General features: G+C 45.8%; 14 protein-coding genes. 7 read left to right on the plus strand and 7 right to left on the minus strand.

Annotated features, from left to right (window positions below):
* A partial coding sequence (locus IM515_RS22185) for a hypothetical protein (RefSeq protein WP_353737109.1) occupies positions 1–1,637 on the plus strand: 1,637 nt, incomplete at its 5' end.
* Positions 1,638–2,042: 405 nt separating this feature from the next.
* Positions 2,043–2,813, plus strand: a complete 771-nt coding sequence (locus IM515_RS22190; RefSeq protein WP_287628686.1) for a class II glutamine amidotransferase — start codon at positions 2,043–2,045, stop codon at positions 2,811–2,813.
* Positions 2,814–2,815: 2 nt separating this feature from the next.
* Here the strand turns inward: IM515_RS22190 and IM515_RS22195 are convergent, their stop codons facing one another.
* A complete protein-coding gene (locus IM515_RS22195) occupies positions 2,816–3,544 on the minus strand; it encodes an ABC transporter ATP-binding protein (RefSeq protein WP_287628687.1) in 729 nt (242 codons plus the stop codon).
* 208 nt (positions 3,545–3,752) lie between these two features.
* Here IM515_RS22195 and IM515_RS22200 point away from each other — a divergent pair, with 208 nt between their 5' ends.
* Positions 3,753–4,463: a Uma2 family endonuclease gene (locus tag IM515_RS22200; RefSeq protein ID WP_287628688.1), complete on the plus strand. Its 711-nt coding sequence runs from the start codon at positions 3,753–3,755 to the stop codon at positions 4,461–4,463.
* A gap of 322 nt (positions 4,464–4,785) precedes the next feature.
* Here IM515_RS22200 and psaC read toward each other — a convergent pair whose 3' ends face one another.
* The gene (gene psaC, locus IM515_RS22205) at positions 4,786–5,031 is read right to left on the minus strand and encodes a photosystem I iron-sulfur center protein PsaC (protein ID WP_002734319.1); all 246 of its coding nucleotides are present in this window, start codon (positions 5,029–5,031) and stop codon (positions 4,786–4,788) included.
* Positions 5,032–5,282: 251 nt separating this feature from the next.
* Here psaC and acs point away from each other — a divergent pair, with 251 nt between their 5' ends.
* The 4 genes from acs (at position 5,283) to IM515_RS22225 (ending at position 8,847) form a co-directional block, all read left to right on the plus strand.
* Positions 5,283–7,253 carry an acetate--CoA ligase gene (gene acs, locus IM515_RS22210; RefSeq protein WP_287628689.1) on the plus strand — a complete coding sequence of 657 codons (1,971 nt, stop codon included), beginning with the start codon at positions 5,283–5,285 and terminating at the stop codon, positions 7,251–7,253.
* A gap of 371 nt (positions 7,254–7,624) precedes the next feature.
* Complete coding sequence (locus IM515_RS22215) at positions 7,625–8,284, plus strand: tropomyosin (RefSeq protein WP_287628690.1); 660 nt, start codon at positions 7,625–7,627, stop codon at positions 8,282–8,284.
* A 24-nt stretch (positions 8,285–8,308) separates the two neighbouring features.
* The gene (locus IM515_RS22220; protein ID WP_287695628.1) at positions 8,309–8,689 is read left to right on the plus strand and encodes a GNAT family N-acetyltransferase; all 381 of its coding nucleotides are present in this window, start codon (positions 8,309–8,311) and stop codon (positions 8,687–8,689) included.
* A 20-nt stretch (positions 8,690–8,709) separates the two neighbouring features.
* Positions 8,710–8,847, plus strand: coding sequence for a hypothetical protein (locus IM515_RS22225; protein WP_008203558.1), 138 nt, complete (start codon positions 8,710–8,712; stop codon positions 8,845–8,847).
* Positions 8,848–8,974: 127 nt separating this feature from the next.
* On the opposite strand, the gene IM515_RS22230 is transcribed toward IM515_RS22225, so the two are convergent.
* From IM515_RS22230 to IM515_RS22250, 5 genes are all read right to left on the minus strand, one after another.
* Positions 8,975–9,481, minus strand: coding sequence for a DUF1269 domain-containing protein (locus tag IM515_RS22230; RefSeq protein ID WP_002731545.1), 507 nt, complete (start codon positions 9,479–9,481; stop codon positions 8,975–8,977).
* Positions 9,482–9,578: 97 nt separating this feature from the next.
* A complete protein-coding gene (locus IM515_RS22235; RefSeq protein WP_002764953.1) occupies positions 9,579–10,196 on the minus strand; it encodes a CP12 domain-containing protein in 618 nt (205 codons plus the stop codon).
* Positions 10,197–10,286: 90 nt separating this feature from the next.
* Entirely contained in the window at positions 10,287–11,477 is a 1,191-nt protein-coding gene (locus IM515_RS22240; RefSeq protein WP_287628692.1) for a glycosyltransferase family 4 protein, read from the minus strand.
* Positions 11,478–11,515: 38 nt separating this feature from the next.
* Positions 11,516–12,094 carry a ribosomal protein S18-alanine N-acetyltransferase gene (gene rimI, locus IM515_RS22245; protein ID WP_287628693.1) on the minus strand — a complete coding sequence of 193 codons (579 nt, stop codon included), beginning with the start codon at positions 12,092–12,094 and terminating at the stop codon, positions 11,516–11,518.
* 127 nt (positions 12,095–12,221) lie between these two features.
* The gene (locus IM515_RS22250; RefSeq protein ID WP_287628694.1) at positions 12,222–12,404 is read right to left on the minus strand and encodes a hypothetical protein; all 183 of its coding nucleotides are present in this window, start codon (positions 12,402–12,404) and stop codon (positions 12,222–12,224) included.
* Positions 12,405–12,666: the final 262 nt, after the last annotated feature.

A 12,666-nucleotide genomic window follows, 5' to 3' on the forward strand; every position in this document is an offset into this window, starting at 1 on the left:
AGGAAAGCACCGTCCCCACCATTAATCTCGCCCCTAAACTCAGACGCGATTTATCTTTATGGAATCCCTTTGATTATCTTTTGCTGTTGTACTGGGTGTTTTATTTTCCCCAAGCAGTGCGCTGGTATGTGGAAACGAGAGGCGGCGGCGATAACCATCCCGTACAATTGCGCCTAGGGATTCAGGGTCTTCTCTTAACTGTAATTACCCCTCTGATTATCTGTAGCATAGCAGCAAATTTAGGACTTTCTGTTAATTGGGTGGGCGTGGTGTGGGGCGCGGCGTCGGGCGTGGCGTTGGGCGTGGTGTCGGGCGTGGCGTTGGGCGTGGTGTCCGGCGTGGTGTCCGGCGTGGTGTGGGGCGCGGCGTCGGGCGCGGTGTCCGGCGTGGTGTGGGGCGTGGTGTCGGGCGTGGCGTCGGGCGTGGTGTCGGGCGTGGTGTTCGGCGCGGGGTGGGGCGCGGTGTTGGGCGTGGCGTCGGGCGTGTGGGGCGTGTTGGGCGTGTTGGGCGTGGTGTCGGGCGTGGTGTGGTGGGGCGTGGTGTCGGGCGTGTTGGGCGTGGTGTGGGGCGTGGCGTTGGGCGTGGTGTCGGGCGTGGTGTTCGGCGCGGGGTGGGGCGCGGTGTGGGGCGCGGGGTGGGGCGCGGTGTGGGGCGCGGTGTTGGGCGTGGTGTGGGGCGTGGTGTTGGGCGTGGCGTTGGGCGTGGCGTCGGGCGTGGTGTGGGGCGTGGCGTCGGGCGCGTGGTGGGGCGTGGTGTCGGGCGTGGTGTGGGGCGTGGTGTTGGGCGTGGTGTGGGGCGTGGTGTGGGGCGGGGTGTCGGGCGGGGTGTTGGGCGGGGTGTTTATATTCGCCTTTTTCCGTCTTGATAATTGGCTAATCGGGCTTTTGGCGGGCCCTCAAGGGCGACTTTTTCCCCGTATTACCCTTCTACCGCTGCCGGGGTTAACCTCGACTCTACAACAATGGTTACAGCAAGACTGGGAAACAGCTATTAATAACCTCAATCAATACCTTCGGTACAGCCGCCAGTTTATTCCTGTCCTTGCCGCCGTTAATCGCGTTTTACCGCAATTCCCAGAGGCAGAAATTATCTATCGGGTCTCCCGTCTGGCAGAAAATCCCTCCGATTGGCAATTGTTAAAATATGCGTCCGCGTCGGCGAAACTGTTTTCTTGGTCTGACAGCCAAATCCGTCTAGATACTCCTGCTCGCGCCGCCGCCGCCGGTTTTTGGTATCTTCACCAACAGGACACCGAAAAAGCCGAAAAAGCCTTTGCTGTGGTACGTTCCCTCGCTTACGGGGAAGAAATGTATAGTCTCGCCCAAACTTTACACCGATTTAGTCAGGCAGCAACTTTCGATAGTATCGCTTCCCTGGAGGTTGCCCCTATTGCCGCAGAACCGTCATTACGTCCGCAAACTTGGCAAGCTATCAGCAGTTTAAATCGAGTTATCGCAGAAATAGCTTTAGCACAGAGAAGTGACTCCCAAGAGACTAGAAAACTCGCTCTTAAACGGATTATCAGGGAATTAAGGGATATAATCGACCGACAGGCTGCCAATTTACCCCAAGCAGAAAAAGCATTAATCCTTTCTATCGCCCAAAAATGGAAAACTTGCTGTTCTTCTAGCTTGTAAGCTAAGACGCATTTAAACCGCTTTTTCTTAGATTAGCCGAATCTCCCCCCCCCCTGCCCCTAGGGTTGATTCATAGTAGGGTTGATTCATGAATCAACCCTACCTTGAGGGGGTTTGATCCCCCCTGTCAGCCTTGATAAGGGGGGTTTGATCCCCCCTTAATCCCCCCTTGATAAGGGGGGTTTGATCCCCCCTTAATCCCCCCTTAATAAGGGGGGTTTGATCCCCCCTGTCAGCCTTGATAAGGGGGGTGTTTGAAAGTTTTTAACACCTACCTACTTAGTGCCAGATTAATTTCTTAGCTAGGATAGGCAAGAGGCAGCTGGAAGAAATTCTCCTGTCTTCTGTCACGGCTGCTGGCAGTAAGTAATTTTGCCGGCATCTGATATTCAAACTCAAGCAACTATGTGTCAACTTCTAGGCATGAATTGTAATGTCCCCACGGATATCTGTTTTTCCTTCGAGGGATTTTGTGCGCGGGGAGGAAAAACCGACGAACATCGAGACGGTTGGGGAATTGCTTTTTTTGAGGGTTTAGGTTGTCGAACTTTTATTGATGTTCAACCCTCGATCGCTTCTCCGATTGCGGAATTAATTAAAAACTATCCCATCCATTCTACCAATGTTATCGCCCATATTCGCAAAGCTACCCAAGGAGAAATTAAACTAGAAAACTGTCATCCTTTTCGGCGGGAATTGTGGGGAAAATATTGGGTTTTTGCCCATAATGGTAATTTAGAAAATTTCTCACCGGCTGCGGGAGATTTTTATCAACCGGTTGGGGACACAGATTCGGAAAGAGCTTTCTGTTTAATTCTTAATACCCTGCGAGAGACTTTTCCCCAGGGCAAACCTTCCCTAGAACAACTCTATCAAGTCTTAAAAACTATCACAAACTCTATCGCTTGTCAAGGAATTTTTAATTATCTTTTATCCGATGGTGAACATTTTTTTGCCCATTGTTCGACAAAATTAAGCTATATAATCCGGCAATATCCTTTTGCCGCTGCTCATTTAATTGATGAAGATGTGAGCGTTGATTTTCAAGCTTTAACCAGTCCGAGCGATCAAGTAGCAATTATTGCCACTACTCCCTTAACTGATAATGAAGTTTGGACACCGATTAATTCAGGAGAATTATTAGTTTTTCAGGAGGGCGCAGCAATTTTAAGTTAATCTTACCAGTGGTCACTTTGTCGAGATTTTTCTAGGTCAATTAACTGAGTTTTTAACCCTAACCAATCTAATTGATTGGCAAGGCAATCTGAACCAATTTTTCCCGCTTCTAGATAAATAACTCGCTCGGCAAATTCCTCTAAAAAATCTAGTTGATGATTGACCATAATTATCGTCATTGAACTTTGATTATTTAATACTTCTAATAACCTGCTGGCCGTGCCTGTATCTAGAGCAGACGTAGGTTCATCTAATAACAGTATGGTCGGTTCTAATAGCAAAGCTCTGGTAATTGCCACTAATTGTCTTTGTCCTAAAGATAATTCTAACTCCCCGCGTTCAAACCACTGTTCAGGAATTTTTAACAGGGATGTCCAATGGTCAATTCTATTATTAATTTCCGCAGGGGTAAGTTTTTTAAATTGCAAAGGATAAGCGAGGGCATCTCGGACGTTCATTCCTAATAACTTCGACTCTTGTAGCAATAAAACTATCTGTTGTCGCAGGGAAATAACCGGCATTTCCTTAATCGATTTACCTTGAAAATAAATATTTCCCGTGCTGGGTTCCTGCAAACGATTTAACAATCGTAAAAGAGTCGTTTTTCCTGCCCCAGATGCTCCGACAATAGCTAACTTTTCTCCTTGCTTGATGCCAAAAGTAATATCTTCTAACAGATAAGCACTGCCGCGTCGGATAGCTAAATTTACTTGCTGTAGTTCTAAAATCAAGAGCGGTCTTTTCCTTACTTAGTTCAAAATTATTATAAGCTAAGACGTATTTAAACCGCTTATTTTTAGATTAGCCGAATCTCCCCCCCCTTGCCCCCCCGACATCGGGGTGGTCTTGCCTTTTGCCTCTTGCCTCGTCTCAACAAGCAATTTAAATTACGAACAGCTTATAATGAAAATAGCCCAATGAGTTCGGCAGGTATTTTCCATGGTTAGTCAAGTTAACAAAACCGAGATTATCTATCCTGAGAGCGACGGTAAACCGATGGCAGATAATACTAAACAATTTAACTGGATAGTGACGATTAAGCAGAATATCGACTGGTTATATATCGATGATCCTCGGGTATTTGTAGCGGGGGATCTGTTATGGTATCCCGTGCAAGGCCAGCCGAAAATTGCTGCCGCTCCTGATACGATGGTAGTATTTGGCAGACCGAAAGGCGATCGAGGTTCCTACAAACAATGGCAAGAAGATAATCTTGCTCCTCAAGTCGTCTTTGAGATTCTTTCTCCCAGTAACACCTCCATCGAAATGGCCAAAAAATTGCTATTTTATGATCGCTATGGAGTCCAAGAATACTACGTCTATGATCCCGATGATAATAGTCTAGAAGCTTGGCAGCGAATTGGTGACAGTTTAGACAGTGTTAGTGAGGTTAATAATTGGGTGAGTCCCCGTTTAGGCATTCGTTTTGACTTAACCGACGAGTTAAAAATTTATCGTCCTGATGGTACTCAATTCTTGTCCTACAGCGAAATTAATCAACTACTGGAACAGGAAAAGCAACGGGCAGAAAATGAACGCCAACGGGCAGAAAATGAACGCCAACGGGCTGAACAGGCTAATCAGCAGTTAGTAGAAATGGAGGCAAAACTGCAAAAATATCGTCAACTTTTTGGGGAATTACCTAACTAGGGTCTGCTGAATAAATGTGAAATATAGACGAGGTAAGGGGTTTGGGGCCTGTTTGGCGAAGCAGGTACAAGATTTTAAAGCTAGTGGCTCAAAAACCTTGCATCTTGATCGGCGATTGCGCCCTGTAGGGGCGAAGCATTCGGGCAATAACTTATCGCTGAAACCGTAGATTTTCTATCCGAATGCTTCGCCCCTACTTTTTCAGCCAGCCCTAACTAAAATTTGAACTAGCGAAGGGAGTATAGCAAAAAAAAGAGGACTGGTTAGTCCTCTTAACAAGATTAGTTTTCGCTAAATGTTAAACACAGAATGATTGCCGGGCCTAGTAGGCTAGACCCATGCTGCGGGTGGTTTCTGCTCCGAGATAAACCCGAATGCTTAAGAAATCCGTCGGACAAGCGGTTTCGCAACGCTTACAACCAATACAGTCTTCCGTGCGGGGGGAAGAGGCAATCTGGGCAGCTTTACAGCCATCCCAGGGAACCATTTCCAGCACGTCGAGGGGACAAGCCCGAACGCATTGGGTGCAACCGATACAGGTATCGTAAATTTTAACGCTATGAGACATTGAATTATGACTCCTTACCGAGTGTTCTCCATGTTAAATTTCGGGTTTATCGGTTAGTTTACCTTACAGCGATCTGTTCATCGCTCGATCGGTGACATAACTTTAAACTCTGTAACACTTGGGTCTAAATTGCGATCGCTAGTTGGGGATCGAGTAATTCTAAAATAGCCTTAAAGAATTGCTTGCCGGGGTTACGGGGGGAACCGAAAAAGGTAATCTGGATCGCAAGATAATTTATTTCGTTTGCCAGTATGACAGAAATAGCGATCGAATCAATCCTACAGGAAAATCGGCTGTTTCCTCCCAGTGCCGAATTTTCTCAGAATGCCACCATTAAAAGCCTTGAAGAATACCAGCAACTCTACGCCAAAGCTAAGGCCGATCCCCAGGCTTTTTGGGCTCAATTAGCCGAAAAAGAACTACATTGGTTTGAAAAATGGTCAGAGGTTCTTGACTGGCAGCCCCCCTTTGCTAAATGGTTCGTCAACGGCAAGATTAATATTTGTTACAACTGTATTGACAGACATCTCACCACCTGGAGACGTAATAAAGCCGCCATCATCTGGGAAGGAGAACCGGGAGACAGCCGCACCATTACCTACGAACAGCTACACCGAGAAGTGTGTCAATTTGCCAACGCTTTAAAGGAATTAGGCGTTAAAAAAGGCGATGTGGTCGGAATTTATCTGCCAATGATTCCCGAAGCGGCCATCGCCATGTTAGCCTGTGCCAGAATTGGCGCGCCCCACAGTGTCGTTTTTGGGGGATTTAGTGCCGATGCTTTGCGCGAGCGTCTTAATGATGCGGCCGCTAAGGTGGTAATCACTGCCGATGGTGGTTTCCGCAAGGATAAAGTCGTTGCTCTCAAGGAACAGGTGGATCTGGCCCTAGCCGATAATAGCGCCCCCAGTGTGGAAAAAGTTCTCGTTGTCCAGCGCAGCAAGGAACCCATCAATATGGTTGCCGATCGCGATTACTGGTGGCATGATCTACAAAAACAGGTATCTGCTAATTGTCCGGCCGAACCCATGGATAGTGAAGATATGTTATTTATCCTCTATACCAGTGGTTCCACCGGCAAACCGAAAGGAGTCGTCCACACCACCGGCGGTTATAATCTCTACACCCATGTCACCAGCAAATGGATTTTTGACCTAAAAGACACCGATGTTTACTGGTGTACTGCCGATGTGGGTTGGATTACCGGCCATAGCTATATCGTTTACGGACCGCTTTCCAATGGTGCAACGACGGTAATGTATGAAGGGGTTCCCCGTCCCTCTAATTTAGGCTGTTTTTGGGATGTAATCGAGAAATATCGCGTTAATATCTTTTATACTGCCCCCACTGCTATCCGCGCTTTTATCAAAATGGGTGAAGACATCCCCAATAGCCGGGATTTATCCTCTTTGCGCTTACTGGGAACCGTGGGAGAACCGATTAACCCGGAAGCGTGGATGTGGTATCACCGGGTTATCGGTAAGGAAAAATGTCCGATTGTCGATACTTGGTGGCAAACGGAAACCGGGGGAATTATGATTACTCCCTTACCCGGGGCAATTGCCACCAAACCGGGGTCAGCAACCCTACCTTTTCCCGGTATTATCGCCGCAGTGGTGGACTTAGAGGGCAATCCCACCCAAGCGAATGAGGGGGGTTATCTGGTGGTCAAACATCCCTGGCCCGGTATGATGCGAACAGTCTATAAAAATCCCGATCGCTTCCGCAATACCTACTGGGAACAGATCGCCCCCAAAGATGGCCAATATCTCTATTTTGCTGGGGATGGTAGTCGTCAGGACGAGGACGGTTATTTCTGGGTAATGGGGCGCGTTGATGACGTGATTAGCGTTTCTGGCCACCGTTTAGGGACAATGGAGATCGAATCAGCTTTAGTATCCCATCCCGCGGTAGCAGAGGCGGCTGTGGTGGGACGGCCGGATGAAATTAAAGGGGAAGAAGTCTATGCTTTTGTGACTCTCGAGGGACATTATGAAGCGAGTCAGGAGTTAGCGCAAGCATTAAAGGATCACGTTGTCAAGGAAATTGGCATTATTGCTCGACCGGGAGAAATCCGTTTTACCGATGTACTGCCAAAAACGCGATCGGGTAAAATTATGCGTCGTCTCTTGCGAACTTTAGCATCAGGTCAAGAGATTTCCGGTGATACTTCTACTCTAGAAGATCGATCGGTTTTGGACAAATTGCGCCAAGGTGCCTAATTTAATTGCTGGTTTTTCCTAGTAGTTAGGGTGAGAAATAAGAGTTAGTCTTAATCTTATCTCACTCTAACGGGAGTGATACTCGCTGAATATATTTGCTCAAGCAGCAAATATATAGCTAATAATAATCCTCTTTAAAAGGTATGTGATAAGTTTAGATTATCTGGAAGCGATCAATCTTTGTGTCCTTTGTGTCTTTGTGGTTCGTTCCAGTTGATCTCGCGTAGCGAGCGCGTTGCGACCGCCAGCAGGAATGTATCCTATAATATATTTTACCCACCGAACCCAAGAGAGCCGATCATACTTCATGTTTATAAGAAAGGCTATAATAATAAAAATAAGAGCAAATTGAAATTATAGGAGTTTAATCAATGACTACCACCACTGCTACGGATAATGATTTAAAAAGACTAGAAGATTTAATCCTCAATGGACAGAAGATAATCGAACATCGATTCAACGAGATCGACAATCGACTGACTACCATGGACAATCGACTCACCACCATGGACAATCGACTCACCACCATGGACAATCGACTCACCACCATGGACAATCGACTCACTACCATGGAAACTCGACTGATTGAGGTGGACAATCGACTCACTACCGTGGACAATCGACTCACTACCGTGGACAATCGACTCACTACCATGGAAACTCGACTGATTGAGGTGGACAATCGACTCACTACCGTGGACAATCGACTCACTACCGTGGAAACGCGACTCACTACCACGGAAACTCGACTGATTGAGGTGGACAATCGATTGAAGGTGATCGAGAATGGACAAGCGGAAATAAAAGCTGATGTCAAAAATGTTCAAAAAGATACTACCGATTTAAAGATTGAACTCACGGAAGTTAAAGGTGATATTAAAACTCTTGATAGTAAATTTGATGACATGAATAAACGCTTAGAGAAAGTCGAAGGAACCCAAAAAAATCAAATTTGGACATTGATAACTGTCTTAAGTGGTTCCTTACTAGCTGTGGGATTTAGAAGTTTTTTTATCAACAATAATCCCTAATCTCAGCAAGAGAATTGCTATAATTTGCTCAATAAAACAATGAAAAGCGATCGCCTAATTCTCCGTCCTTGGCAACTACCCACAGACAAAGAGTCTTTTTTTCAGATCTATCAAAATTACGAAGTCACTTATTTTTTACCGAGAATTCGTCAGTTAGCCACGGATATTGAGAGTTTAAATGCCCATTTTTCTGAAAGGTTAGCAACTGTTCGTAATCAGGGTAATGGCAGCGATTGGTGGGCAATGATCGATCGAAAAAATAATCAGATTATCGGTTCGATAATTTTACAGAATTTACCCGATAACTACGGTTATCCTACCCCAGATAGCGAAATTGGTTGGCATTTACGACGCGATTATTGGGGACAAGGATACATAACCGAAGCGGCTAAAGTTATTCTATAATACGGCTTAATCACCTTACAATGCCGATTATCTACGCAGTGGTTAATCCCGATAATTATCGCTCAATTCGTGTCACCGAAAGATTAGGAATGCAATCAATGGGATTAACGAATAAATACTACGACACTGAAGCACTTTTATTCTCGATCGAAGCTTAAAGTTCATTAATAATTATTGATTGTTTCTTATTTTATGGATGCTGTGGTGGTCATGCTAAACCCATTCTTGCTCAAAAAGCAAAAAGGGAAATATATTCCCTTTTTCTAGCTTTTATGGACCCAGATCCTAAACCGTTTCGGGTTTAACACCTCTTTGGTCGAGAACTTTCTGTAATTCTGCTTCGTCGGTTTTGGTCAAAGAAGTGCGTAACACTTTACCTCCGTAGGGGGCCACTTCATCGAGGACCTTATCGGGGGTAACTTTTTGGACGAGAACAAAGAGAGCAGAGGTACTGGGCTGCAGGGTTTCTCCCAATTCGCGCATAAAATTGTCATCCACACCGATATCACTTAAAGCACCTCCCAAAGCGCCACCAGCAGCACCGAGGACGGCCCCTAATAAAGGGGATAAAAAGAGCATTCCGATTAATAATCCCCAGAAACTGCCACTAGCGGCTCCTGCTGCCGTTAAATTGACCGCTTGCTTGAGTTTAATCTGGCCATCTTTGTTTTTAACCACTACGGCAGCATCTTCTAACTCGATGAGATGTTCCTGTTGCAGTTTAGCCAAAGTTAAACGAACTTCTTCCGCTTTAAATTCGTCCTCATAGGCGATGACAAATAGATCAGCCATAGTTTTTCCTCGATTATTAGCAAATAAAACCTTTATACACTACTTTTGCCAGATTAAAAAGTTTGAGGTATCGGAGAATACCGAAAACCGATGGAGATTAGGTGTCATAAATACGAGCTTCAAAAGCATCGGGATTTTCTTGACAGTATTCCTCAAAATAGGTTTTTTCTGGTTTTTTAGCGCGTTGGTGTGCCAATTCTGCCTGTAATTCCTCAACAACATCCCAAGCTGCGGCACAATCGGGAGAATTTCCCCCTTTTTCAGCACAGACTACCCGGGCAATATCTCTCGCTTTGATAATCTCCGCTTCTAAATCAAGACTGCGGGGCTTTTCGACGGCGTTACCTTTATGGAGAATGTCGCTAACGGATATAACACCGAGCAAACCGCCTTTAATTACTGGTGCGAAACGAATACCCGTATTAGCAAATAAGCGGGCCACATATTCAACACCGAGGTCGGGATTAATCACGATGCAGGGTTTGCTCATCACTTCATAGACGCGCACTTTTTGCGGATCTTGACCGAAAGCGACGACTTTATAGACAATATCGGTTTCAGTGATAATTCCGTAAGCATCTTCATCGTGACGGCGATCGACAATAAGAGTTCTAATGTTCTTTTCTCTCATCAATTGTACCGCTTTGGCAACGGTTTCAGAACCTTTAATCTTGGCCACCTCCGTGGTCATAATTTCAGCTGCTTTCATAGTCATATTTGGAGAAGTTAAGTTGTGCCTTTGTTATTTTAAGACATAAACTGACCCCTAATACTGACGGCTGACGGCTTAAAAACCGCTCCCTGATTAACGCCATTCTACCAGTTGTCGTTCTTGGACAACCAAACCATATACTGTCTCGGTTTGACGAGCTAAATTCGCCCAATGAAAGCGTTTTTCTAGGTCTTCGTAGGCGTTATTAGCTAATTCTTGGGCGTATTCGGGATGATTTAAAACCTCCAAAATGCCCCAAGCGAGGGAATCGGGATTATTGACCCGGGTGACAATTCCCGTTTGACCATGACGGACAACTTCGGGAAAACCGCAGGTATCGGAAACTACCACGGGAACCCTAGCGGCGAAACTTTCCAGGGCGACAATGCCAAAAGGTTCGTAAAGACTGGGAAAAACGGCACAATCGGCCACGGTTTGGAAGCGATCGAGGTTTTCATCGGACATAAAGCCCGTAAAATAACAATGATGCCAGATACCGAGATGCCAGGCCTGTTGTTTGAGTTTGTCGGTATTGCCGCCACCGATAATGACAAATTTAGTTTTAGCCCCAGTCTGAGCGAGGACTTTTGGGGCAGCGTTGAGTAACACCGAAACCCCCTTTTCAAAGGTCATGCGCCCGACGTAATAGACGATTTTTTGGTAATCTTCGGCATATTGACGACGAAAAGTTCGGTAATCAAAGTTAGGGTCTCTTTGCTTTTTCTCAGCCCGAATACCGTTATAAACCACATCGATCTTATCCCAGGGTGCGCCCAAAGCCCGATGGACTTCATGACGCATATAGCCGGTACAGACGATGACGCGCCAAGCATTATAGACGAGGGTTCCCTCTTTGCCGGCGATATAGCGTTGGGTGTCGGTGTGCAGTCCGTTGTAACGTCCGTATTCCGTGGCGTGAATAGTGGCAATCAGGGGTATTTTAAAGAGATGTTTCATGGCAATGGCCGCATCCCCTACTAACCAATCGTGGGCATGAACAAGGTCAAATTTTCCGTATTCGGCGATTATTTTGCCGCCCTGTTGCCCCATGCTGTTATTCATGTTGACCACCCAATGGAAAAAGTCATTGCCGGGGGGGACGGGAACGCGGTGGATGTGAATACCTTCCACCAGTTCGTAGCTGGGGGCCTGACCAAATTCGATCGTGATTAAATGGACTTCATGACCGAGTTTGACGATTTCGGGATAGAGTTCGGCGACATGACGGGCGATACCGCCCACTAATCGCGGTGGAAATTCCCACGCCAAGACTAAAATCCTCATTTTTCCCTAACCTCGACCTGATTTAAGCTGGTAAGTAATCATTGCATCCCCATGGTATCTATTTTGGCTCTGCTTTCTTCCTCTAATTGCCACTCTCCCCGTGCCAGTCTTGAGAGGATTTCTTGTCGCCACTTGCTTAATTGTTCCTGAAAAGCGGCTGTTTGTAGATCGTTGCGCCAGAAAATTAGGGCTGATTCGCCAGTTTGCGGATAATAATTTTTACGCTCTCCAGCGACGCGGAAGCCAAAATGCTCGTAGAGTGCGATCGCTGACTGGTTCGATACCCTCACCTCTAGCGTAGCCCTTTCCAGTTGTCTTTGTACAGCCTTTTCAAGCAGTTTGTAGAGAAGCAGTTTTCCTAATCCTTGTCTTTGATAGTCGGGATAAATTGCCAGGAGGGTAATATGCGCTTCTTCGAGAATTGCCCAAAAACAAGCTAATCCGATTAGGGTTTCGTCCTCCCCGTCTAGGGTAAGAATTAATAATTCACTGTTGGGGCTGTTTAATTCCCGTTCATAACCGGATAGGGTCCAAATACCGCCGAGACTGCTGCGATCGAGTGCTACCATGGCGGCAAGATGTGGGGATTTTGGGGTTTTAAGCTGGATTTTTGGCATTTATCGGGGAATGGGAGAGGGGTGTGGGGTGTAGGGTGTGGGGGGAGTGGGAATTATGGATTATGAATTATGAATTATGAATTGGGGAGGTGGGGAAGTGGGGAAGTGGGGAAGTGGGGAAATTGAACTAAAACCCCAAAACCCCAAAACCCCAACCCCCAACACCTAAAACCTGTCTCCTATCTCCTGACTCCTGACTCCTGACTCCTGACTCCTTTCTCCTGACTTCTAACCCAATGTTGGTCAAAAATAAGCAAAAGTTATTTATTGACTGCAAAAACTTGAGAATATTTAAATTAACATTCCGCAATATTTACAAATTCTTAAGAATTAATTGAGAAAGATTTTTATTTAACAACGATGTTATGCCGGTTACAGCGATTTGATAGAATTTCATAATGGGTTGTTCTGTGCTTTTTTGGGCAGCAATAGTTGAAACCCTTGCCACACCTAGAAGGTGATCCTAATTAAGACGGGTAAATCAGTCAATTTCACCCACAACGATGATCTTTTTTTTATGTAGTTTTATTGCAAAAAAAAAGTTTTTTTGACAAAAAGCACAAAGTATGATA

It is taken from the genome of Microcystis sp. M44BS1 (genome assembly GCF_020244875.1).
GTDB lineage: Bacteria > Cyanobacteriota > Cyanobacteriia > Cyanobacteriales > Microcystaceae > Microcystis > Microcystis panniformis.